Annotated in this window: 27 protein-coding genes and 1 pseudogene; 8 read left to right on the plus strand and 20 right to left on the minus strand. The window is 43.0% G+C overall.

Annotation, left to right across the window (positions count from 1 at the left end):
* The first annotated feature begins 58 nt into the window (after positions 1–58).
* Positions 59–889 (plus strand): tetratricopeptide repeat protein, encoded by an 831-nt coding sequence (locus HF888_RS09470; RefSeq protein ID WP_007017076.1) that lies wholly within the window; start codon positions 59–61, stop codon positions 887–889.
* A 34-nt stretch (positions 890–923) separates the two neighbouring features.
* On the opposite strand, the gene HF888_RS09475 is transcribed toward HF888_RS09470, so the two are convergent.
* Complete coding sequence (locus tag HF888_RS09475; RefSeq protein WP_007017077.1) at positions 924–1,694, minus strand: sulfite exporter TauE/SafE family protein; 771 nt, start codon at positions 1,692–1,694, stop codon at positions 924–926.
* Positions 1,695–1,845: 151 nt separating this feature from the next.
* On the opposite strand from HF888_RS09475, the gene HF888_RS09480 reads away from it, so the two are divergent.
* From HF888_RS09480 to HF888_RS09485, 3 genes are all read left to right on the plus strand, one after another.
* Positions 1,846–2,094, plus strand: coding sequence for an HlyD family secretion protein (locus tag HF888_RS09480; RefSeq protein WP_133308420.1), 249 nt, complete (start codon positions 1,846–1,848; stop codon positions 2,092–2,094).
* A gap of 89 nt (positions 2,095–2,183) precedes the next feature.
* Positions 2,184–2,486 (plus strand): hypothetical protein, encoded by a 303-nt coding sequence (locus tag HF888_RS16825; protein WP_481170237.1) that lies wholly within the window; start codon positions 2,184–2,186, stop codon positions 2,484–2,486.
* A 348-nt stretch (positions 2,487–2,834) separates the two neighbouring features.
* Positions 2,835–3,722, plus strand: coding sequence for an FUSC family protein (locus tag HF888_RS09485; protein WP_165837013.1), 888 nt, complete (start codon positions 2,835–2,837; stop codon positions 3,720–3,722).
* Between the two features lie 14 nt (positions 3,723–3,736).
* Here the strand turns inward: HF888_RS09485 and rnk are convergent, their stop codons facing one another.
* From rnk to HF888_RS09510, 5 genes are all read right to left on the minus strand, one after another.
* Positions 3,737–4,144 carry a nucleoside diphosphate kinase regulator gene (gene rnk / locus HF888_RS09490; protein ID WP_007017080.1) on the minus strand — a complete coding sequence of 136 codons (408 nt, stop codon included), beginning with the start codon at positions 4,142–4,144 and terminating at the stop codon, positions 3,737–3,739.
* Positions 4,145–4,342: 198 nt separating this feature from the next.
* Positions 4,343–4,555 carry a hypothetical protein gene (locus HF888_RS09495; protein ID WP_007017081.1) on the minus strand — a complete coding sequence of 71 codons (213 nt, stop codon included), beginning with the start codon at positions 4,553–4,555 and terminating at the stop codon, positions 4,343–4,345.
* 200 nt (positions 4,556–4,755) lie between these two features.
* Positions 4,756–5,274, minus strand: a complete 519-nt coding sequence (locus HF888_RS09500; RefSeq protein ID WP_007017082.1) for a permease — start codon at positions 5,272–5,274, stop codon at positions 4,756–4,758.
* Between the two features lie 339 nt (positions 5,275–5,613).
* Positions 5,614–5,967, minus strand: coding sequence for a glutaredoxin domain-containing protein (locus tag HF888_RS09505; protein WP_007017083.1), 354 nt, complete (start codon positions 5,965–5,967; stop codon positions 5,614–5,616).
* Positions 5,968–6,036: 69 nt separating this feature from the next.
* The gene (locus HF888_RS09510; protein WP_040297547.1) at positions 6,037–6,933 is read right to left on the minus strand and encodes a LysR family transcriptional regulator; all 897 of its coding nucleotides are present in this window, start codon (positions 6,931–6,933) and stop codon (positions 6,037–6,039) included.
* Between the two features lie 95 nt (positions 6,934–7,028).
* Here HF888_RS09510 and HF888_RS09515 point away from each other — a divergent pair, with 95 nt between their 5' ends.
* The gene (locus HF888_RS09515) at positions 7,029–7,529 is read left to right on the plus strand and encodes a lactoylglutathione lyase family protein (protein WP_007017085.1); all 501 of its coding nucleotides are present in this window, start codon (positions 7,029–7,031) and stop codon (positions 7,527–7,529) included.
* A gap of 93 nt (positions 7,530–7,622) precedes the next feature.
* On the opposite strand, the gene bamJ is transcribed toward HF888_RS09515, so the two are convergent.
* Positions 7,623–8,096, minus strand: a complete 474-nt coding sequence (bamJ, locus tag HF888_RS09520) for a BamJ family beta-barrel-assembly machinery protein (protein WP_007017086.1) — start codon at positions 8,094–8,096, stop codon at positions 7,623–7,625.
* Between the two features lie 352 nt (positions 8,097–8,448).
* On the opposite strand from bamJ, the gene HF888_RS09525 reads away from it, so the two are divergent.
* Genes HF888_RS09525 through HF888_RS09535 form a run of 3 tightly spaced genes read left to right on the plus strand, consistent with a single transcriptional unit; the run spans position 8,449 to position 12,526 of the window.
* Entirely contained in the window at positions 8,449–9,729 is a 1,281-nt protein-coding gene (locus tag HF888_RS09525; protein ID WP_007017087.1) for a c-type cytochrome, read from the plus strand.
* Positions 9,730–9,735: 6 nt separating this feature from the next.
* The gene (locus HF888_RS09530; protein ID WP_007017088.1) at positions 9,736–10,227 is read left to right on the plus strand and encodes a (2Fe-2S)-binding protein; all 492 of its coding nucleotides are present in this window, start codon (positions 9,736–9,738) and stop codon (positions 10,225–10,227) included.
* Positions 10,220–12,526 carry a xanthine dehydrogenase family protein molybdopterin-binding subunit gene (locus tag HF888_RS09535; RefSeq protein ID WP_007017089.1) on the plus strand — a complete coding sequence of 769 codons (2,307 nt, stop codon included), beginning with the start codon at positions 10,220–10,222 and terminating at the stop codon, positions 12,524–12,526. Before HF888_RS09530 ends, HF888_RS09535 begins: the two co-directional genes overlap by 8 nt.
* 413 nt (positions 12,527–12,939) lie before the next feature.
* Here the strand turns inward: HF888_RS09535 and HF888_RS16805 are convergent.
* From HF888_RS16805 to HF888_RS09600, 13 genes and pseudogenes are all read right to left on the minus strand, one after another.
* Positions 12,940–14,511: pseudogene (locus HF888_RS16805) on the minus strand (IS1182 family transposase).
* Between the two features lie 139 nt (positions 14,512–14,650).
* Positions 14,651–15,172 (minus strand): DMP19 family protein, encoded by a 522-nt coding sequence (locus HF888_RS09545; protein WP_007017092.1) that lies wholly within the window; start codon positions 15,170–15,172, stop codon positions 14,651–14,653.
* A gap of 86 nt (positions 15,173–15,258) precedes the next feature.
* Positions 15,259–15,600, minus strand: coding sequence for a hypothetical protein (locus HF888_RS09550; protein WP_040297602.1), 342 nt, complete (start codon positions 15,598–15,600; stop codon positions 15,259–15,261).
* 96 nt (positions 15,601–15,696) lie between these two features.
* Entirely contained in the window at positions 15,697–16,584 is an 888-nt protein-coding gene (locus tag HF888_RS09555) for an IS3 family transposase (protein ID WP_083771882.1), read from the minus strand.
* Positions 16,536–16,895, minus strand: a complete 360-nt coding sequence (locus tag HF888_RS09560; protein WP_007017095.1) for a transposase — start codon at positions 16,893–16,895, stop codon at positions 16,536–16,538. Before HF888_RS09560 ends, HF888_RS09555 begins: the two co-directional genes overlap by 49 nt.
* A 96-nt stretch (positions 16,896–16,991) precedes the next feature.
* The gene (locus HF888_RS09565) at positions 16,992–17,300 is read right to left on the minus strand and encodes a hypothetical protein (RefSeq protein WP_007017096.1); all 309 of its coding nucleotides are present in this window, start codon (positions 17,298–17,300) and stop codon (positions 16,992–16,994) included.
* 141 nt (positions 17,301–17,441) lie between these two features.
* Positions 17,442–17,654 carry a tetratricopeptide repeat protein gene (locus tag HF888_RS09570; RefSeq protein WP_007017097.1) on the minus strand — a complete coding sequence of 71 codons (213 nt, stop codon included), beginning with the start codon at positions 17,652–17,654 and terminating at the stop codon, positions 17,442–17,444.
* A gap of 121 nt (positions 17,655–17,775) precedes the next feature.
* The gene (locus HF888_RS09575) at positions 17,776–18,864 is read right to left on the minus strand and encodes a hypothetical protein (RefSeq protein WP_007017098.1); all 1,089 of its coding nucleotides are present in this window, start codon (positions 18,862–18,864) and stop codon (positions 17,776–17,778) included.
* A gap of 226 nt (positions 18,865–19,090) precedes the next feature.
* A complete protein-coding gene (locus HF888_RS09580; protein ID WP_007017099.1) occupies positions 19,091–19,651 on the minus strand; it encodes a hypothetical protein in 561 nt (186 codons plus the stop codon).
* Positions 19,648–20,840 (minus strand): IS3 family transposase gene (locus HF888_RS09585; protein WP_133308422.1). Its coding sequence is split into 2 segments (ribosomal slippage): positions 19,648–20,543 and positions 20,543–20,840, totalling 1,194 coding nucleotides; the frame shifts between segments, so codons are not numbered across the junction. The genes HF888_RS09580 and HF888_RS09585 overlap by 4 nt, the downstream gene beginning before the upstream one ends.
* Positions 20,841–20,941: 101 nt before the next feature.
* On the minus strand, positions 20,942–21,346 hold the full coding sequence (locus HF888_RS09590; protein ID WP_007017102.1) for a DUF7674 family protein: 405 nt from the start codon (positions 21,344–21,346) through the stop codon (positions 20,942–20,944).
* A 72-nt stretch (positions 21,347–21,418) separates the two neighbouring features.
* A complete protein-coding gene (locus HF888_RS09595) occupies positions 21,419–21,856 on the minus strand; it encodes a hypothetical protein (protein WP_007017103.1) in 438 nt (145 codons plus the stop codon).
* 122 nt (positions 21,857–21,978) lie between these two features.
* Positions 21,979–22,269 (minus strand): hypothetical protein, encoded by a 291-nt coding sequence (locus HF888_RS09600; protein ID WP_007017104.1) that lies wholly within the window; start codon positions 22,267–22,269, stop codon positions 21,979–21,981.
* Between the last annotated feature and the right edge of the window lie 6 nt (positions 22,270–22,275).

Raw genomic sequence — 22,275 nt, forward strand, 5'->3', positions numbered from 1 at the left:
ATCGTTCGTTTAGCACATTAAACTGGCGTCTTATTTCAACGCATGTGAAGGACACACCGTGCCATTAAAATTACTATCGATTCTCACCACACTGACTTTTATGAGCGCCTGCTCTTTTTTCCCTAGCACGCCATTAGTCATTGCTGAAGTAGGCAATCATGAGTTTCAGAAATACAAACAAGAAATCCGCTTACGCGCAGCAGCTGCGCTAAAAGAAGAGCCTGATCTCATCACGTTTTCAGTTAGAGGCATCGCCGAAGGTAAAACGGATGAGGTTATTAACACCTACCTAAAGGGCTATGGTAAAGACGACTACAGCCAAGATATGAAAAGTATCGCTATTTATCAGATTGGTTTGATCTATATGAACCGATTAAACGAGAAGCGTGATGATGACAAAGCCAAACTGTATTTCCAACGCCACCTCATTGAATTCCCATACAGTATTCTACAAAACCGCATCCGCGAACATATCGCCAGTATTGAAGAACGCAAAAAGCAACCAGTTCAATTGACACCAGAACAAATCATTTCGCGAATGGATAAGTCAGAACTGCTCAATCAACCGACAATAGCGTTCGACCAAGATCTAACACCTATGAGTAAACGGGCAATATTAGAAGGTCGGTTAGAAGACGCACATGGTGTCTACATGACGGTTTACAATAATCCAGGCTCTAGCGATAAAATCCGAGCTAAGTCACTGTACCAATTAGGTCTCATTTATATGAGTCCTAATAATGAAAAGCAAAACATTCAAAAAGCCACAGCGATTTTCCGGAAGCTACTAGAAGAATTTCCTGAAACCGAAGAATTTAGAAAGGCAGAAAGCCGTCTTACCCAGATCGCCAACGGTAGTTATTTGGATTTAAAAAAGTCGAAATCATAAATTGATAAACATGAGTGCTGGGTGGTGTGAATGATCACCACCCGTACACATCCCAAAAGAAATACGTGGTAATCAAAAGACTAATACAGACAACAATGGCTCGTAACCATGATTGCGAAAGTCGCTTGCTTACCCTAGCCGCAACATACCCTCCAACCAGCGTGCCAATCAACACAAAACTGCCCTCTTGCCACGCAATTACATCATCAAACGCAAACACCAACACTGCCACAATCGATACACACGTCGATATCACAAGCTTAATGCCATTCATAACATGAATATTGGTGTATCCTGCTAACGCCAAGTAACTCAGTGAAACAATGCCTAAACCTGCATTAAAAAAACCACCATAAATACAGACCAACAATAAAGCGAGGAATAAGCTTAAAACACCAATAAAGCTGTGACTCGACATCTGTCCTGCCAAGCTTCGCATTAACAAATACAACTTTCCGCCGAAAATAAAGAGCACAGTTGCAAAAAGCATTAGCCAAGGAATGACAGCCTGAAACTGGTCATTAGGTGTTATCAATAAAAAATACGCACCAGCACTTGCACCCAAGCACGCAACGGCAGCGATATAAAGAATCGTACCCTTAAGCGTTTTTATTTCGTGCCAAAAACCGATCACACCACTTGCGTACCCCGCACTGGAGGCAAAAGTATTGGTCGCATTCGCAACAACGGGTGGAAGACCAGCCATCATCAATGCCGGAAAGGTAATAAAACTGCCCCCTCCGGCAATGGTATTTAAAACTCCCCCAATAAACCCAGCCAGTAATAGCCAAACCATCTCGCTCATATTAACTATTCAAACCCATTCGAATTTAGCAGATAAAATGCAACAAAAAGCGACCATGTTAGCCCATTATTCTATTTACGCAACAGACAAGTGCTTTGGGTTCACCCTGTGCTAATCTAATGTGATTAGTTCGGCAAAGGTAATAGACATCATGAACAAGACAGTAAACCAACAACCAGACGCTAATCGAGCGGCTAAAAATATGGCAATCGGTATCACAGCCGTACTATTTATACTCGTCACGTGGCATGTTCTGACAGATCGTATCGCGCCATCTTCATCCAGTGGAGCCATCAAGGCCTATGTGACTCAACTTTCTCCAAACGTGGCAGGTCAGGTCACGGAGGTTTTTGTCGCCGATGGCGATGTTGTCACCGCTGGCACCCCCTATTTAAGCTAGATGATCGCATCCACCGCATTGCCGTACAGCAAGCTCAAAATAAGCTAGAGGTTGCCATAAGATCGACCAAAGTAAATGCTGCATCTATCATTTCCAAACAAGCTGCTGCCAACGAAGCTAAAATCAACCTTGAAAACATTAAAACCTCAACCAACCGCGCACGCTCACTGTTCAAGAGGAATCTAATTTCATCTTCCGATGTAGAAAATGCCAATGCTAATTTAGATACAGCGCTTGCCACGTATGAAAAAGCAAAATCCAGTCTCGATAGTGCGATTCTTGCCTTGGGTTCAAAAGATGAAACAAACCTAGAGATTCATGCAGCGAAAATTGCGCTCGAAAAAGCACAACTCAACCTAGACTACACAACTATAAAAGCACCCACTCGGTAACCAATGGTCTGAACCGGCGCGAAAAATCCCGGTGCATATTGAACTTACTGGCGGGATAGAACACTGGCCAGAACACGCTAAAGCGGGCGGAAAGGTTAGTGCATTGATATATTCAACGGGTTTTAGCAATCCCGTGGCATGGATTTCATATCTGAATTTCAAGCTTAAATCCCTGCTTTCGTATTTGTACTGATTCTGTATATAGCCCCCAGACCAAGAGCGGAAGACAATCAATTTTTTGCGGTTAGATTAGCAGTTGACTTTATTTTGGCCTTACTTATTGGTTTTCTTATCCGATCACAAATGCCCATGCTTATACCTGCGTTAACGGTCGGTCTATTAGCCGGTATGCGTAAAGCATTTGACATTAAAAAAGCCCTCGGAGGCCCTATTTCACTTATCGTCTGCATCAGTTTTTTTCATTGGCTGGTTTCGTATCTTCATGTATTACCCAGCGTTTTAATCGTGGTTGTATTTTCAATTAGCACCCTCGCTTACTACTTGACACTAAAATCTGGGAACCTCATCGGCATGCTAATTTTAATTTCTGTAGCATTAATATCCGTAATGGGCACGAAATCATTGGCGGCAATGACCATCATTAGAAATGGTTTTATAGAAGGCAGCATCACGGCATTGGTTTTAATACCCATACTTTTCTGGCTTTTTCCAAGCAATGCTCGTCAACCTCAAGAAGAGATATATGAACCGGATAATCAAGGGCACCACCTCACACGCGCCATTATGAGATCCATTTTTATGCTTTTTCTGCTTGCATGGCTGTATACGTTTTTAGATACATCTCACATCACATTAGCAATCGCAGCGATTTTTACATTGGTATTTCCATGCAAAGAGCATCAATTTGAAGAAGCAAAGGAACGAAGCATCGCGACAATTATTGGCAGCTTATTAATGCTCGCAATACTGGGGGTATTTTCACATATCGGGCATTTCTCGGTATTACTCATGACCACCCTAATGGCGGCTTTGTATCTTGGACACAAAATGATGGAAGGCCCTTTGCCGCCCATGGTCTATCAGTTCGCGCTATCAGTCATGCTTGCGCTGCTGGTCGGAGCGCTAAATAATCAAGTGCCTGTTTACGCGAGCATTCTAAGAGTAGCACTGACGCTTGTTGGAACCATAGGCTCCGTTTATTTATACGCGCTACTGGAGCAGTTGATTCTGAAAGACAATACACTGTCTCCGATCAAGAGCAAAAACCCCTCTTGATCGGAAACAAACCATTAACGATGCAATTCACCTGCTCGCTCAGGTTGATAAACGATGTCTTTAATGATCACTTCCAAAATACCGCCGCCGGGACTTGACCACTCGATAGAGTCGCCGATAGAAAGTCCCAGTAAGGCGCTACCGACTGGCGCTAAAATAGAAATCGTCTTACCCTCTTGATCCAAATCTTTTGGGTAAACCAATGTCAGCTCAAACTCTTGGTTGGTTGAGACAACCTCGAATTTAACTTTTGAATTCATCGATACAATATTGGGTGGAATTTCAGTAGGCTCGACCAAGTTGGCTCGATCCAACTCATCCTCAAGCTCACTCCCACCCATGACATGGCCTTTTGGCAATGTTTCTAATAACCTATACAGCCTATCCGCATCGAGTTTCGAAATAATTAATTCAGGCTTCACAAGCCCCCCTTTACTTTTAAATAGATAACGAAAAAAAACACCCAACACTTGATAATGACATCAATTTAAAATAAGTCAAAACATATCAAACCGTGCACAAGTAACGATGAGAACCAAGCAATCTGAACCAATATACACCTTCAAAAACCACCAGTTACACCGTCGTTTTCGCTCAAAACCTTAATCACGACCGACGATCTACTTCAAAACTCTAAACTGAACATGCCATATAGCACTAATATCATCCAATTGCTCTAAAGCCAAATTAGAAAACGCATCCTGAATGGTCAAACAGATAATCTGTTGATCGCGAATAACCCCCTCGAACCCAGATATTTCCGCCAACCGAGAAAAGAACGCATTTTCATCATCACTGCACTTAAAAAAAGGGTAGTTTATTGCAACTTTCATTGTTTAAAGACGACCTATAGCCTGTTAGATGCTTTTGCCTCATCGGGATGCATTTAATTCGCTCACAAAATTGCCACTAACATAATCGCCAAGCGCTACAACGCCATTTTCCCGCCATAGTAGCTAGCGTTGATACGCAATACCAACAAGACCACCAAGTCAGAAAAGATAAAGGCCATCAGCCCCGCGAACGTCACACCTTAACCAAACAATACGGCTGCTAAGGGGATATTACCCATGGACCCGATAAAAGTGAAAAACGCGGTGATAGGCCCAAGCAAGGTTTGCGACAATACAGCGAGAAAGCCAGGGTTCGCTTGATTTTCGCTACCCGTACCGACAAATAGCGCTTGAAAGAAACTATCAGGAACCAGAGTCGAAATAATACCGGCTACTGTAAAGCCAATTAGGACATCCTTCCAAACCATCTGCCACTCCATGACATAGGTCTGCCCAATCATTTTCCAAGTTTCGATACTTATTATTTTTTCCTTCCAAGTCCGATCTTCACGATGTTCGTGATCGTGGCCATGATCCTGCTTCTTACGAGCTAGCGCCACTAGACGCTTAGGCCGAGTAATGCGAAAGATGCCCCAAGTGATTAAGATCAATAGGAGTCCACCAACATATTCACCCACCACAAACTGCCAGCCTAAGAAAATGGCAATGACCATCCCTAGCTCAATCACTAAGTTGGTTGACGCAAGCATGAATGCCATGGATGGCCATCCAAAAAAAGCCGAGACTGGTAATGGCGCCTCATTCCATTGCTGTATGAAGTGTTCCAAGATGCCTCCAATGTAGGAAAATATCTTTTTGGCCTACATGCTGTTCAGCATAATCGCAAAAAACACGTCGTTGATTTCATTCAACCATCGTAAATGGCTGCACCATTTACCGAGCCATGTATGATAACTTCAATATGGTGCCTACTTGTTTTAACCCATAAATAAATAGGGTCACAGAAAACAAACGAATGGCGAGAGCGAGGTATTGGGTGATGTTCAGTGACTACCTAGATATAATAAAAAAAGATTTTTTGGTTAAAAATGTGAGCGCTATCCATTGGCCTCGTCCAATATCATCTGCTTATTGGGTTGAACGGATAGCTCTCCGCTAAAGTTAACAACAGGTAAACTATAGCGGCGCGTAGACAGACCTTGCTCTTTCATTTGCTTGTGTAACTCATCAGCTACTTGCCGATCATCAACATTAAGATAGACATAGTCTATGCCGTTCTGTTGCAAATAACTCTTCACTTGCTGGGTGATAGAGCAAGAGTCACGACCATACACAGCCACAAAATTGTTAGTATCAACAATATCAACCCCAGAAGGAATCGCTATTGATGTTGTTCTATCTATGTATTGATAAGCAGCTAATAAAACGATAATAAGTGCTATGTATTTCATACAAAATATCCTTATTTCCAACTAATCCAATGAAGTCGTAATGCTAATGGATAATAAAAACTAAGCCAATCATTTACTACCGCTTTCTTCTGGGTTCGCGATGTGCGCTTTGATCATACTCTTGATCGTTTCTATTCTTTTTGGAAAAACACGATTTCGACGTGTGCAAAGGTAAAGCGTCTCACTGACACTGTTATCCAATACATGGGTTCGAATTAATTCTGGATACCGAAAAGCCTCAACAGCGTGAGCTGGCAAAACCGTAAAACCCAAGCCCTTGCTAACAGGCTCCAATATCAACGAAATTTGATTTGAGAATCCTTTTTTGGGAAAGAGGTCGCTGTGTTGAAACTCGATAAAGTTTGCACTCATCAATAAATCAGCATGATGGCTACCATCTGGATGATCAATAAAACCCAATACCATTAAATCCTCATAAGTTGGTTTCATCATGTTTGCAGGCGTGACAAGCAATAACCTTTCGCTTGCTATTTTTTCGCTTTGTACATCTGGCACAATTGGTTTTCTTGTCATTAAGCCAATATCACTATTCGATTCTGCAATGGATTGCTCTACCGACTTATTCGGAGCGAATCGATAGTCGATCACTAAACTAGGATGCTGTTGTTGCAGGGATAGGAGCTGAGGATACAGATTCAAACCAATACTGCCCGGGGACATCACTCTAACCTCCCCCTCGAATGGGGAATCAGTCGCCACTGATTGCTGCAGATTCTCTAAACCCTGTAAGATGGATTGCGCTTCACGGTAAAGCTTTGCCCCGCTCTCAGACACACTAAATTGCTTACCTTCTCTAATCAGCAATTTTACGCCTAACTGCCGCTCCAGCTTACTAATATGCTGACTAACGCCAGATTGCGTCATATGTAAGTAATCAGCAGACTGAGTGAAATGCCCTACTTCGACTAACGTGCAAAAGGTTCTGAGCCATATTGGATTTATCATTACACTTTATAATTACAAATATAACAATTGATAATTTTACGTAATTTTAAGCCGGATGTAACCTCTCACTTGAAATTAACCTCGGGAGATTACAAATGAGCAACGTTTATCCTAGAAACTTCTCACACATCGGAATTTCAGTACCGGATTTAGAGAAAGCAGTAAAGTTTTATACTGAAGTATTAGGCTGGTATCTGATCATGAAGCCCACTGACATTGAAGAGGACGAGAGCGCCATCGGTGAGATGTGTACCGATGTATTCGGACCAGGATGGGAAGGCTTCCGTATCGCCCACCTATCGACAGGGGACAGAATCGGTGTGGAGCTTTTCCAATTTAAAAACCAAACCAACCCAGAAAACAACTTTGAATATTGGAAAACTGGTATCTTCCATTTTTGCGTGCAAGACCCTAACGTGGAAGAACTTGCCGAGCGAATCGTGGCTGCAGGAGGCAAACGCCGAATGGAAAAACCACGTTATTATTATCCGGGCGAGGAACCCTATCGCATGATCTATATGGAAGACCCGTTTGGTAATATCTTAGAAATATACAGTCATAGCTATGAGCTGATTTATAGCGCAGGCGCTTATTGATTCAGCAGTAACGAAACAAAAGCCACCATGGCTTTCAATCCTAAGAGTAAGTGAGCCCAATGGCTCACTTACTATCTAACCGAACGCTAATCATCAATCGTTAATAGAGATCAACTCAACGTCAAAAATCAGCGTCGAACCCGGTTGGATTGTACCCGCGCTACGATTTCCGTAAGCCAAATAACTAGGAATAAAAAAGCGTCGCTTTTCACCTTCCACCATTAACTGAACACCTTCACTCCAACCCGGAATCACTCGATTTAACGGAAAGTTGATCGGCTGACCACGGTTTACTGAACTATCAAATACCGAACCATCCAATAAAGTGCCATGGTAATGCACCGTAACCTCACTTTTCGCTGTGGGATGACGCTCACCATTACCTTCTTCTAGGACCGTGTATTGCAGACCCGAGTTGGTCGTATGAACGCCCTCTTTCATGGCGTTCTCTTTCAGGAACGCATCACCTATCTCAATATTGCCTGCGGCCGCGCGTTTATTTTTGAAATGAATCCAAGTAAAAATAATAACTACAAAGACAACGGCGATGATAAATAACGGCGGCATGCAAAAACTCCTATTCGAAAGCCAATGATTATAAAGGATGCGCACACATCAGAATAGTGAGCTTTAAAGACTAGAGTTAGATACTACCACGGCTCAAAGCTGTGTGGATTCTATCAGTCGGGATTAGATTTTTGATTTTTGTTATTCCCGTTAGGCTCGAACGAAAAATAAACTATAAAAAATGGCGTGAATACCCTAACTCGCCGAGTGCTAAACCTTAATTCTTAGTCTATGCTGTCTAGCGACTCCTGACTAGTTTGATTCCAAGCCGTAACTCATCGTCAGAAAAAGTCCCACCACCTTGTTGGGCTATACGCTTGGGTGATGGGTACACAAACAAAGGAGAGGCAAGGTGATAAAACGAATCTTGGTCGGTATTATCGGCCTATCCATTCTAACATTCGTCATTCTGATCATGCTGGCTTGGGAGGAGGAAATTGAACCGCAATCGCCCCCATCAGCCAACGCGTTTTCACAAGAGAAAATTGACCGAGGGCGAGTAGTAGCCGGTATCGCAAACTGCCAAAGTTGCCACACGATAAACCCGGACCAACCCTATGCTGGAGGGCTCGCTTTCAAGACCGACTTTGGCACCCTGTACTCAACTAATATTACACCCGATGAAAATGTCGGCATTGGAAAGTGGTCTCAAGAAGCGTTTAACCGCGCCATGCAAGAGGGCGTTTCTCGCGACGGCTCTCACCTCTTTCCAGCTTTCCCCTACACCCATTATGCGAATGTCAGCAACCAAGACTTGGAAAATCTATACGCCTATATAATGACGCGAGAAGCAATTAGCACCTCTCCGCCCGACAACACCCTTCTCTTCCCATTTAATATTCGTATGCTCCAAGCTGGCTGGAAACTATTGTTTTTCAAAGGAGCCACCATCGAAGAGGACGCAGATCGTGGCAAGTATTTAGCTGAGGGTCTAGGTCATTGCTCTGCCTGCCATACGCCGCGTAACTTGCTAGGCGCCGAAGTCCAAGGAAAAAACTACGACGGTACCCTGACCAATAACTGGTACGCACCCAGTCTAAACGTAAACCACAATGCACCCGTCAGCTGGACCAAAGACGAACTTTATTTATACCTTCGCAAGGGCGTCTCGGTTTACCACGGCGTAGCGGCAGGCTCTATGTCAGCGGTCGTTCATCAAGGGCTGGCAGAGGCGAGCGACGAAGATATACGTTCGCTGGCAGACTACTTTTACAGCATTAGCGGTAGCGGCGACGCAACACAAGCGTCTAAGCAAGCAGCGAGTGCAATTCGTGTCGCTCAGGAACGCAGTGCCAATAGTTCTAGTCGAGGCGAAGCTCTGTTTGCTTACGCCTGTGCCAGCTGCCATTTCAATACACCTGATAGACCCAGCAGTTTGCGACCAGAGTTGAGCTTAAACAGCGCAGTGACTGCAGACGACCCGACCAATTTAATTCGTTTTACAATGGAAGGCATCTCTGACGAGGCCGGTATCCAAGGGACTGTAATGCCCGGTTTCTCAAACTGGAACAATCAAGACCTGATTGCCCTGTTTGAATTCCTGCGGGAGACCTACACCGACCGCCCCCCATGGGACGATCTGGAATCACGCATTCAAGCCATACGCAAAAGCACTGACCAAGTTAAGGAGTAGCCAACCATGAGCACAACATTCACCCTTAACGGGCAAAAAACCACACTCGATGTGACTGACGACACCCCTTTACTCTGGGGCATTCGGGATGAGGCCGGCATGACCGGCACCAAGTTTGGATGCGGTATCGGCTTATGCGGCGCGTGCACGGTTTTGGTCAATGGCCGGGCTACACGCTCCTGCATCACTCCAGTCAGCCAAGTAAAAGACGCAGAAATCACAACCATTGAGGGCTTAGGCGAAAACGGGCCCCACCCTCTGCAAAAGGCTTGGGTAGAGACTCAGACTCCCCAGTGTGGCTATTGCCAGTCTGGCCAGATCATGCAGGCTGCTGCCATGCTTAAGGATTTTCCCGACCCAACTGACGAGCAAATAAACCAAGTAATGAGTGGCAACTTGTGCCGCTGCATGGCCTATGTCCGTATTCGCGAGGCAATTAAAATCGCCGCCGCCGAGATGCGTAGCGTTAACGTGCAGGAGGATGCCACTAATGAATAAATTATTTCGCTCCTTGCTCAACCCTGATGTGGGTGCTGTTAATCACGGCCCAAGCTTAAGCAGACGCGGTTTTTTGATCGGAGCGATGGGAACCGGCATCACCCTCGCCTTTTACCGCCCTGGTCTCAGCTTTGCCGAGCCCCAAGAAGTGATTCAAAGCCAAGCGTTCGAACCGACCATCTGGTATCAGATCGAAAATGACGGGCGTATCATTGTAAATATCACCGAAGCCGAAATGGGCCAACATGTGGGGACCGCCTTGGCCCGCATTGTCGCAGACGAATTAGAAGCCGACTGGTCAGATGTCGAGCTGAACCACGTAGATAGTGACCCCAAGTGGGGCATGATGGTAACCGGAGGCAGTTGGTCTGTATGGGAAAACTTCATGCCGCTCAGTCGCGCTGGTGCTGCTGGCCGACAAGTTTTGATCGAAGAGGGAGCAAAATTGCTTGGCGTCAGGGTCAGCGAGTGTCGCGCACGAAACAGCCAAGTCATCGCTGGTAGCCGCTCTATCACCTATGCCGAAATTGTACAGCGCGGCAATATGTCCCGCTCTTTCAGCGAAGACGAACTGGAAAAAATCAAAGTCAAAAAGCCTTCAGAGCGTCGATTCATTGGTCAAGAAACACAGGCGCTAGACATCCCTGACAAAACCAACGGAACCAGCATTTACGGGATTGATGCCAAAGTCGATAACATGGTTTACAGCCGCCCACTTATTCCACCCACACGTTATGGTGCCACGATAAACAGCATCGACGATAGCGAGGCTAAAAACGTCGACGGCTATATACAAACCATTCAACTCAATGACCCTACTGATACTGTTCCCGGGTGGGCCGCGGTCATTGCGACCTCGTTCCATGCGGCCAATAAAGCGGCCGCTAAAGTTAAAGTAGATTGGACACCAGGCGAAACCGCCAAGGTCAGCGAACAAGACATTCTCGATCACGGCCTGAAGCTGATTGAGAAAGACGGCGTTGGCGCATTAGTAGTAAACGATGCAGGCGTCGACGATGCGTTCAAAAATGCCGATTCAATACTTGAGCAAGACTACATTGCCCACACAGTGCTGCACTTCCAACTAGAGCCGGTAAACGCCCTTGCTTATCAAAAAGACGGTATCTGGGAGATTCACACAGGCAATCAATGGCAATCCCTGATTTTACCAACACTGGCCAAGGCGTTGGATGTGCCTGAAAATAGCGTCATCATGCGGACATATATGCTTGGAGGCGGTTTTGGTCGTCGGCTCAATGGCGATTATGCTGTGCCCGCTGCACTGGCTGCAAAAGCATTAAACCGTCCAGTAAAAATGGTGTTTACTCGAGAGGACGACGCACGCTTTGACTCAGTTCGCTCGCCAGCTTATCAGCGAATGCGCATGGCTTTCGATGCCAAAGGAAACCCAACAGGCATGGAGCACCATGCAACCGCAGGCTGGCCAACCCAAGTCTTAGTACCCGCCTTTATGCCCGAGGCGTCCAATGGCGAAAAATTTGATCCTTTCGCGATTCACGGTGCCGCCCACTGGTATTCAGTGGGAGGTCATCGCTTACGGGCGATTTCTAATGACCTAGCTAATAAAACCTTCCGTCCTGGTTGGTTACGCTCGGTTGGCTCTGGGTGGGTGAACTGGGCCTTGGAATCATTTATGGACCAAGCCGCGCACAAAACCGGGCAAGACCCCATTGATTTTCGCCTAGCCCTACTCAAGGCGGAAGGTAAAAACGCAGGTGAAGCACCTAACTCGGTAGGCGGCGCAAATCGTCAGGCGAATGTATTACGTCAAGTTCGCGAGCTGTCTGAATGGGGTCAAGACATGCCTAAAGACACTGGTTTGGGTGTAGCGACCACCTATGGTCAGGAACGCAACATGCCAACGTGGACCGCCTGCGTTGCTAAAGTCCATGTAGATCGAAACACAGGCAAGGTCACATTGGAAAAACTCTCATTGGTAACAGATGCAGGCACCGTGGTTCACCCAGACGGTGCGCGCGCCCAAGTGGAAGGCGCAGCCTTATGGGGTGCGAGTATGGCGCTACACGAAGGTACCGAGTTTGAAAACGGAGAGGTTAAGGATCAAAACCTAAATACCTACTCGCCAATGCGTATTCGTGATGTCCCCGAGATTGAACAAGCGTTTGTTGATAGTACAGAAACCTCTGTAGGGCTGGGTGAACCGGCCACCACCGTCGTCGGTCCTGCCATTGCTAACGCGATCTTTGCAGCCGTTGGGGTACGTATGACGGAACTGCCCATACGACGCGAAGCAGTATTAGCAGCACTAAAGGGATAAAATATTACATGCACCTGTCATCGCACTTCTCGTGCGATGACAGGTGCATTCTCTCCTAACGCAAACCAATGCATCTTTAACTAAATGCATGATTTACCTTTTCCAATTCATTTCTTATTTTTGGGATTCTTAGATTGAGGAAAGGCTATTGTTAGCTTTCTCATCAATACCGTACCTACCTTGCTCAGTACCCGACGATTGTTTTATGGCATCAATGGCTTTGTTCTCGATACTCAATCGATATTCCTTTGTGTATCTAACGAGGCTGTAGAAAAACCAACTTTGAGACAGTGATTTCCTGCAGCCTAAATTCTTAATTTAATTAGCCGTTAATTTGCCACATCAATTTTAATTATCAACCTTAAACACCAAAATGTTGTAGATAATCACTATGAGCGCTCTATAACACCCTCTTAATGACTTAATTGCCCGTAATTCGTTAACTTTTCAATATTATGAACCATACAATACAGCTGCCATTGGGATTCGACCTTGTCTTTTCCTCGCAGGCTGAATCGATTTAATCCTTTATTGGTTCCGATATTGGCAAAGACAGGTTCTACTACCGACATTCGGTGGCTGTAAATCTGTTTGCCTTCTTTACTATCGACTCGATGTTTCATCCAATCGGTGTAGGTTGGCCCTCGCTTATGGGATAGCGTGAAAGAGACCTGTCGGCCACTGCCTTTTCTGTGATCGGCGGATGCTGGGTTTTGCATGCACTTGGTTTTTAGCTCGCAGTTTCGACATTGCATGATTCGGCCATTAAAGAAGGCCTTGGGCGCGCCAGAGTCTGAGATGCGGGTATTTTGATAGCTAAGGGTTTCACCTGCTGGACAGACACAGACAAGATTCACTGGATCGAAGTTAAATTCACTGGGTGGAATGACGTTTCGAACTGAACCTTTCTTCTTTTCATTCTGGTGTCGCTTACCGTATTTCTTCTTTTGCTCTGCGAACTTTGGATCTCGGCTTCGAAAATGATTATCTGGCACGTAGGCATTGATACCCGATTCATGTAGGTATTTCATATTGGCTTCATTGGCGAAGCCTGTATCGGCCGTGACGATGGTTTTCTTTTTATAGATGTTGTTGCTGATACCGATTCGCTTATATCTATCCTGTACTTTTTCTAGTATCGGTCTTAAAGTATGGTGCTCTTGACCTTCACCAAAGGCTTGCGCATCAATAATAATCTGGTGTTTTTTATCCACAGTCGCAACACCATTGTAGCCCTGTATCGTCCCTTTGCTGGTGGTCATTTTGGCTGACTGATTATCGGTAATATTACTTTTAACTTCCTGTTTTCTCTTGCCCTGCCCCATGCGTGGGTCAGACGTCTTTAGGAATTCATTAATTTTTTCATGGGCTTTTGAAAGCGTTTCTATCGCCTTTTAAGCTCGCTTAGTCCGTTCTTCATTAAGTGAATCATACTTGTCTATCGCCTTATGCTCTGTCACATGATGATTAATCAGGCGCTTTATCTTTGATCGCTTTTCTTCCAATTCTTTAAACGTACCAGACCATTCTTTCGCGGCATTAGAGGACATCTTACAGCCATCAATGGCAAATAGTTCATTCCCTAAAAGACCCTGCTCATGACAAATCAGAAGTATCTGCTCGAAAAGATGTTCAATCTCGGATGTATGGCCACTTACAAATGCGGCAATAGTCGTAAAGTGAGGCACTGTATCGCAGGACAATGCTTTAAATATAATATTGGTTTCGCAGCACCATTGAATTTCACGACTAGAAGTAATGCCTTTTGAATACGCAAACAAAATGATCTTTAACAAAATAGCAGGGTCATAGGCAGGACGGCCACCATCATGATTGCTGTACTTAGGATAAAAAATAGAAAGATCGAGTTTTTCATTAATCAAGTAATGAACAGCGTACTCAAACGTACCTGGTTGCAACTGATCTTTGAAGTTAATTACAACCATTGACGTTTGATCGTAATTGTAAGGAATGAATTTTGGCATTGTCACACCTCCATATGCGAAGGTGTATTTTATTAAAGTTCATATAAGAAATGGGGGTTTTCTACAGCCTCAACGCCACCAGCAGGGGCACGAAAACCAGAGCGAAGCGGCGGTTTTTGTGTCCCTCTGGCTGGCTTTGTTATGCGAATTGTATACTTTCATCGCCAAGCCGAATATTTTTACGATTACTTTTAATAAAATCGAATAATGCATAAGCGGGAATTTCTTCGATATCGTAGAAAATATCATCTAACTCGCCGAGGACATCTTCCAAAACCTCATCATCAGGATCCATCCTGTCTTCAACTTCCTCTGTATTTGAAACATCAACAGCAACAATATCAATAGATTTTTGGGCTAGTTCTGCCAATTTATCGCATCCTATTGACTTAAGAGAATTTACAATTATGGGAGCATATTCAACTGAGGAGTTATAGAAAAATTGACTGAAACCACCATTGTTAACTTCTCTTTCGAACGCTTCAATAGCCAACACTACTAATTCTGCATCCGTTAACTTTTCACCGGCTTCTTTGCGGGAATCTAAAGAAGCTTCAAAAGCCAATACAATAGAATCAATACGATGTGTACTTTGTAAATTAATAAGGTCATCTACTGTCTGGCCATCGTATCTATCTAAAAACAAATCGCCTTCTTTCATTTCTACACTCTCTAAATAATTTGAATAATTGCATAACGCTCATGCTAAGCGGCGCAGTTTACTGCGTCCATAGCTTGAGCGCCTTGTTATGTGTTTTTCTTCTTGATTGCATACTGTTTGTACTCAATCACAAATTCTTTAGCTTCTTCTAGAGTTTTTGGATAAGGCACAACGTCATGATGCTTGTTGCCAATTCTGATTTTTTGAAATCGAAATCCATGCTCAAAAAGAAAGGCAATCTTTTGCCATTGCTTCTTGTCTGTCTTTTTAGGTGCCTTGAAATGACGTCCGAAATTATGAGCAATGCCTCCGCAATTGGGGCATTTAAGCTCAGCAGGACAGCCTTCCGAAAGGTTAAACTCACGCTTGAAAGACTTGCAACAATCGAAGCATGCAAAAGCCATATTATAGGGAGTACAGTCTTCCATAGTTTTACCTAAACACATAACGCCCGCATTTGGGGCCGACTGAAAGGAGGTCCCAGAGAGCTCACCCCTAAAAGTAGACGCTTATACTGATTCATATTAAGCAGCCATTCTTTCATACTGCACTGGTGATTTAAAGTTTAACGAAGTATGCATTCGAACACAGTTATAATAATCCTCCAGATACCATTTCGTGACATCACGGAGATGCTCTGCATCTTCGAAAATTTCACCATGGAACACTTCCGTCTTAAATGTACGAAAGAATGATTCCACGTGAATGTTATCCGTCATTGTTTTATGACGATTCATGCTCGGCCTTATCCCAGATGATCGAAGTCTATTTTGAAAAACATGCGCGCCATATTCAGCACCCTTGTCACTATGAAAAATCAATCCAGGCTCGAACTGTCTCGATTCAATCGCCATATCCAATGATTGCAAAGTTAGTTCAGTAGTCCTGTTTCTACTCAATGACCAACCAATTATCTTCCGAGAGTAAAGATCTAGAATAACGGATAAATAAATCCATTCGCCGTTGACTTTAAGATAGCTAACATCACCTGCCCACTGCTGATTAGGACCAGATGGTGGCGGAATATTATGTCTAAGGTTCCCAACAGTTATACATGAATTATCCGGCAATGCCTTCCTACGGTACAATTTCGCCGCTTTAGCTATCAACCGCTCTTCCCGCATAATTCTTGCAACACGCTTATGATTAACAACCAGCCCTAAATTCACTAATTCACGATGAATTCTAGGGCTTCCATAGTTCCCTTCATGCCTCTCAAATATCTTCTTAATTAAGCGGGTGAGCTCATCATTCTTATCCGATTTTAGTTCTACAGGCCGACTTAACCACTTATAGAAACCAGAAAATGATACAAAAAGTTTCCGGCAAAGGTATCTGACACCAAAATATTCGCGATGATCTTTTATGAATCTAAATCGGAATTCTTTTGGTCCTTCAGATACCGATCCCACTTTTTTAGAAAGTCATTTTCCTTTTTTGCTTCTGCCAATTCTTTCCTAAGACGCTTGATCTCATCGTCTTTGTCTCGATCTTCCTTAGGCGTAGATGTCTCTTTAGTCATACTAATTCTTCTTGAAGGCTCTTCTACAAACTTACCTTCTCTATACTCCTGTCGCCATCGATAAATCATCATTGGGTGAAGATTGAGAACCTTAGCGATATCCATGGCTTTTACATCGAGTTCAAATGTAAGTTTGATTACTCTGATTTTAAATTCTACAGAGTACTCAATGACTCGCTCTGGACTGAGTATTTTTGGCATTTACGACCTACCTTTTGGTTTAGATAGGCGTCTACTTTATAGGGTGAGCTCTCTCCAGCCCCGGGGCTTTTTCCGGGGCGAGGCAGGCTAAACTTGTTAGTTGCTAGTGTACGCATATGTAACGAACCCTAGAATTAAAACTACGAGTGTACAAAGCTTTTGCACTCGTAGCATTTTTTTAAACTGTGCATCGGCCATTGGACTGTTATTGCCAACGTGATCCCAACCACCCGGTTCGCGATCTTCGATGCTAATAAATACACCATTAAACAGAATTGCGAACATTACGAAAAAGCCAGCGGGAAGCCAGTGTAAAACGGTGAAATAATCTATAACCGCACCTATTGAAAAGCAGACAGCTAAGCCAACAAATAATGCTTTAAAATCGATATCGTTCATTTCCATATGGCAACTAACGCTCAAGCTAAGCGGCGCAGTTTACTGCGTCCTAAGCTTGAGCGCATTGTTAATTGGATTATTCCAGTTCTGAGGCAAGCTCTTTATAGAATCTACCTTCAGTTTTTCTAGTGAATCTACCTTCCTCATTTAGCCAAGAAGGTAAAATTTAGCTTCATCATTCGATGGATCTATACTAAGTAGCTTTGTTGCCTGAGTAATAGCTTTATCGTAGTTTCTTGAAACCATATAAGCTTGGTAGCTTGCCTTAATCTCTATCCATTCCTCAACGATAGACGGAATTTCATAAGAAAAAGCAGAACTTGAGAATACTAAAATCAAGAAGGTAGAGATTATTTTCATATAATACCAATTAACATTTTATTCATTGTACCTTGCAAGGTAAGGAGGCCTGATTATTTATCAGTCGCAGCAAAAAGTACCGCGACGACAAACGCGTGATCCTTTTTAATCCATACCCGTACTATATCCTTTGACTCCCATAGTCATCTACACATTGCAACAGTTGATCGATCGTTAGCCCCTTTTTATAATAAAAGGCATTTGGTTGCCTTTTATTATAAAACCGAATTTCGTAGCATTTTTTGTTATTACTATCCCAATAATCAAAGATTAAAATTTGATGTTCACCCGGATACATAATTTCATGATGACTAATCGAAACATAACCGTACTCATACATATGCAACCCATGAATCTTACACTTACTGGCCAACTCGATAAGCGGAAACTCATCCCCAATCGTAAAACTCTCTGGAGATTCTAAATTTACGTTAGGACGATAAACTTTATTTCGCTCAAACTCCGATATCAATTCGGACATCCCATGAATCTTCGCCAATTCGTATGGGGTATTACCCTCATTATCAGAAACTCCGTAATCAATGCACATTGGCACATCGAGCAACCAAATAGCTTGTCGTTCATGTCCTGCTTTAATCATTGCTGTCAATAACGTATCACCATCAGAGTTTCTACCAGTCTCGATGCCCTTAACATTTAAATATCTAGTGTGAAACACTCCATTTTTAACATATTCATTAATACAATCATTTAATGCCATCTCTGCATTGAGTAGTTTTTTTGCTTTCACAAGTTTTTCTAGAACTTCGAATTGATTGCCGTTTTCCTCTGCCTTCATCAGTTTGTTATCAATATCTGGATTCTGCTCCTCCCCATAATCGTAATATATTGTATCGTGATAGCACGGATAGTAGTTGTAGCCCACTTGATCATTATATGCTGAAGAAATAAATGTCTTAACAAGACTACCGTCAATTCCTTTATACAGCTGATGAAGAACTTCGGATGCTGAGCCAACACCACCCCATAGATGAAACTGTATAGACTTTTTATCTTGTTTTATTGATGAAATTTCAATATGAGATAAGTCATATTCACTAAACTTAACACTTGAGAAACCTGATCCTTCATCCAGTTCATAGCCAGCTTTTTCCGAAATTGATGCGACTTCACATATAGATGAATGAAATATATTTGCGGATTTGATTTTCCTAAAAACCACCTTAATGGTTGCATTTAATTCTGACATTAAGTTTTCCAATTATAAGCTATTAAATATTAGAACCTGTGTTTGTAATTTTGACTTACGTATGACTCAACTTCTGTCGGCACGCTCTCCGGCTCCTTCTCAGCATAATTTCACTAACCAGACCATAGATGTTTGTAAGTAACGCCTGCAAGCACAGGCGAGCGAAGAATGAGCGAGTCCTGCACAGCTTGCTGTGCAATTGTGCCTTGCTTTGTTATGTAAACAATTAGAATTCATAGTTATATCCAACCGCAATACCATTAGAAATAGGCACTACACTTAGTGTATTAGATGTATATTGAAATTCTTTCTTAAGTATGTGAAGAGTGCCAAATAGAATTTGAAAGGCTACTAAGTTTCTTTTGAATATAGCGCTCTTTGAGTATTTATCTTTCTTCATTTCTAGAGAGTTATACAACCCAACAGAAGCTAATCCTCCGAAGCCAGTATACCGAACATAATCATGATCTTCGGTAGCCAGCGTAACTGGTGACAACAAAGTTATACCTATTCCAAATGCCTCGGGATATTGTGAAGCAACTAAAGAACTCATAACAACTCCGACTTGTTTGCTCCACCATGATTCTTGGAGATTTTTTGATGCATATTCTTCAAACTCATCTGACTCTTCAGCCATTGAAGTATTACTGATGAAGATCAGAAACATAATGCAAATAAAGATTTTAATTTTATGAATCATGATTGCTCGTTTACATAACGCTGGAGTTAAGCCGCGGCGCGTAGCGCCGTGATCTTCCCCCGATAAAATGGACACCGCAATTTTCATACTAGGCTCTGTTCATATTTAATCGGCGACATATAGTTCAAACTAGAGTGCAACCGAACATTGTTATAAAACTGGTTGATGTATCGACCAATTTCCTTTCGCAAATGGGTCAGTGATTCGAAATTTGTTTTCCTAACCAATTCACCTTTCAAGCTGTGATAGAAGGATTCCATAAATGCGTTATCGGTACAATAACCAATCCTATTCACACTGTGCTTAAAGTCGTATTTATCTAGAATCCTTTGGAATTCTGAACCCGTAAACTCAATACCTCGATCGGTATGAAAGAGTATTCCGCGGGGATATCCTCGGTTCTTGATAGCTGCCGACAAGACTCTTGCTGTAACATCGGCTGTACGCGATTTTGAGAGTGTCCAGCCGATTATTCTTCTAGAGTACTGATCCATTACTGTAACTAAATACTGCCAAGTGCCTTGATGCTTAATATAAGTAATATCGGCAACCCAAACTTGATTGATTCGAGTAGCATTACCATGAACAAGCAATCTGTTTTCGCCCTTTGACACAAATCGCTTTAAACCAGGTACTCTTCGGGTCACCCTAGAAACCCTGGCCTTTAAACCTGCCAGCCTCATAAGTCGCTCTACACGTGACCTTCCTACCGCTATACCTTGATTTTTAAGGGCTTGATAGACTCTTGGACTGCCATAGCGACCACGGCTTTTCTCAAAAACTTGTTTAATTCTTTTGAGTAAAACTTTATCGGATTCTACTCGATTAGATGGTCTTCGCTTCCGCCAAGCGTAATAACCACTTCGCGAAACCCCAAGCCATCGACATAAAAAAGAGGTTCCTAGCTCTGATCGGTATCGTTCGACGAATCCAAATCGCTCTGATGTTCTTCCGCTAGAAACTGTTGCCACTTTTTTAGAAGGTCATTCTCCTTCTTCAAACGCTCGATCTCTTTTTTCAATCTAGCATTTTCGGTTAGCTGCTTCTTCGGAGGAGATTTACGTTTATTTGTCACACCAACTCGCTTTTGGCCATCACCCTGAATCTTTCCTTCTCTGTACTCTTTTCTCCACCTCGATAACATGAAGGGATGAATACCAAGACCATCAGCAACCTGCTTGCTTTGAATATCAGGTTGATAGCTTAACTTTACTGCTTTTATTTTAAACTCATTTGAGTAAACCCATGTTTTTCTCGGGTTATTATACTTTGGCATTGAGACACCTTTAAGTTATTTAAAGGTGTCCACATTATCGGGGGAAGTTCACCGTCGGCTTGAACGACTTGTTATGCACATGTTGCACTTTTAATTTTGTTTTATGCTTTATAGCAAACCAATCCTTCAGTTTTAACACCATGAAAATCGTCCATAGCTTTGCAAAAATCAGTTGCACGCTTACCAAGCAATGGCGCCCAATATCTACTAGGCAACTTCGTTTGGTTTTGCATAGACTCCAAAAAACCGGTGCAAACAATATCACTAACCTCTTGAGATCCATTCTCTATCAAGTTTTCTATCTCTAGGAAAAGAGCATCGGAAAACTCATAGTTATTAGACGTGAAACTATTGGTCACCGCCGTAGAAAGAGCACTTGAAATCATCATAAACCACAATATTTCTCCCTCACCACCCAGAAATGAACTCATACTCCTTTGTAGTTCGTCCAGATAATAGGGATAGGCTTTCACCAATCGCTTAATCGCATCTTCTTTATCAATCATGGTTCGAACTCATTTTGCTTAACGCTCATGCTAAGCGGCGCAGTTTACTGCGTCCAAAGCTTGAGCGCCTTGTTAGTTTATTGATTCAATTATTGACTTGATCTTTTTTAGCTGTTCGTTTTGGTAATTTGTATAACTAAAAGACCAAGACGTGCCGTTTTTAAAGTAAAAAACAACCATCGTAATCCCCCTTTCAGCTTGATATTCAGAAAATGTATCCACATCTACAGATTCAATATCTTTAGCACTTCCTTTCCAAATAGCCCTCTTGCCCTTAATAACTTGTAGATAATCATCTTCTATCTTAAAGGCCTCGTAGACCGCTGAGATTCTTGTATAGAAATATAAAAAGACTATCAAAGCACCAAACGTGAGCATAAATCCGGCTGGAAAAGCTATAAACAAGAGTGGAATACCGAACAAAGAAAGTAATGTTACATAGAAGTACATTGGCGCCAAATCATCATGAGTCGGCTTAGGAGCTTCTATGAGGATATCCGTATCTGACAAGTGATTCCCTTACCTTAATAAACTAACGCCCGTATTTGCGGCGGTTTTGTAGCGAGGCACGAGCGGAAAACCGTCCAAACCACGCAGTGGTTGATGCAACATGCGCTTGTTATACGTTTGCACTATCCCAGCATTTCTATTTTTGCTTTCACGATTAGCGCTGCAACTTTTCGGTCGTGCTCTTTATCGGGGCCTAGCCCTATATTTTGCTCAACAGAAGAAGTTAGTGAAGCTGCGATTCGAAAAGCATCATTACCTTCAATGGCTAAGCGGAATATGTGCGGAACATAGCTATCATACTCATCATCCCACTCATTATCGCCATCATTCACACCAATAGGGTCCCACTTTTCCCATAGTATTTCGGCAACCTTTTTATAGAAGGCTTTCTGCTTAGTGCTGAGATTATTCATAAATTA

The organism is Bermanella marisrubri (genome assembly GCF_012295615.1).
GTDB lineage: Bacteria > Pseudomonadota > Gammaproteobacteria > Pseudomonadales > Oceanobacteraceae > Bermanella > Bermanella marisrubri.

What these genes read in the sequence shown, in the direction of transcription:
- HF888_RS09530 (WP_007017088.1), top strand. Translation starts at nt 9,736, where the DNA reads ATGAGCACAACATTCACCCTTAACGGGCAAAAAACCACACTCGATGTG.
- bamJ (WP_007017086.1), bottom strand. Translation starts at nt 8,096, where the DNA reads ATGCCGCCGTTATTTATCATCGCCGTTGTCTTTGTAGTTATTATTTTT.
- HF888_RS09500 (WP_007017082.1), bottom strand. Translation starts at nt 5,274, where the DNA reads ATGGCATTCATGCTTGCGTCAACCAACTTAGTGATTGAGCTAGGGATG.
- HF888_RS09565 (WP_007017096.1), bottom strand. Translation starts at nt 17,300, where the DNA reads ATGGAAATGAACGATATCGATTTTAAAGCATTATTTGTTGGCTTAGCT.
- HF888_RS09475 (WP_007017077.1), bottom strand. Translation starts at nt 1,694, where the DNA reads ATGAGCGAGATGGTTTGGCTATTACTGGCTGGGTTTATTGGGGGAGTT.
- HF888_RS09570 (WP_007017097.1), bottom strand. Translation starts at nt 17,654, where the DNA reads ATGAAAATAATCTCTACCTTCTTGATTTTAGTATTCTCAAGTTCTGCT.
- HF888_RS09495 (WP_007017081.1), bottom strand. Translation starts at nt 4,555, where the DNA reads ATGAAAGTTGCAATAAACTACCCTTTTTTTAAGTGCAGTGATGATGAA.
- HF888_RS09480 (WP_133308420.1), top strand. Translation starts at nt 1,846, where the DNA reads ATGAACAAGACAGTAAACCAACAACCAGACGCTAATCGAGCGGCTAAA.
- HF888_RS09590 (WP_007017102.1), bottom strand. Translation starts at nt 21,346, where the DNA reads ATGATTGATAAAGAAGATGCGATTAAGCGATTGGTGAAAGCCTATCCC.
- HF888_RS09505 (WP_007017083.1), bottom strand. Translation starts at nt 5,967, where the DNA reads ATGAAATACATAGCACTTATTATCGTTTTATTAGCTGCTTATCAATAC.
- HF888_RS09545 (WP_007017092.1), bottom strand. Translation starts at nt 15,172, where the DNA reads ATGAAAGAAGGCGATTTGTTTTTAGATAGATACGATGGCCAGACAGTA.
- HF888_RS09515 (WP_007017085.1), top strand. Translation starts at nt 7,029, where the DNA reads ATGAGCAACGTTTATCCTAGAAACTTCTCACACATCGGAATTTCAGTA.
- HF888_RS09575 (WP_007017098.1), bottom strand. Translation starts at nt 18,864, where the DNA reads ATGTCAGAATTAAATGCAACCATTAAGGTGGTTTTTAGGAAAATCAAA.
- HF888_RS09560 (WP_007017095.1), bottom strand. Translation starts at nt 16,895, where the DNA reads ATGCCAAAAATACTCAGTCCAGAGCGAGTCATTGAGTACTCTGTAGAA.
- HF888_RS09535 (WP_007017089.1), top strand. Translation starts at nt 10,220, where the DNA reads ATGAATAAATTATTTCGCTCCTTGCTCAACCCTGATGTGGGTGCTGTT.
- HF888_RS09600 (WP_007017104.1), bottom strand. Translation starts at nt 22,269, where the DNA reads ATGAATAATCTCAGCACTAAGCAGAAAGCCTTCTATAAAAAGGTTGCC.
- HF888_RS09485 (WP_165837013.1), top strand. Translation starts at nt 2,835, where the DNA reads ATGCGTAAAGCATTTGACATTAAAAAAGCCCTCGGAGGCCCTATTTCA.
- HF888_RS09550 (WP_040297602.1), bottom strand. Translation starts at nt 15,600, where the DNA reads ATGGAAGACTGTACTCCCTATAATATGGCTTTTGCATGCTTCGATTGT.
- HF888_RS09580 (WP_007017099.1), bottom strand. Translation starts at nt 19,651, where the DNA reads ATGAAAATTGCGGTGTCCATTTTATCGGGGGAAGATCACGGCGCTACG.
- HF888_RS09510 (WP_040297547.1), bottom strand. Translation starts at nt 6,933, where the DNA reads ATGATAAATCCAATATGGCTCAGAACCTTTTGCACGTTAGTCGAAGTA.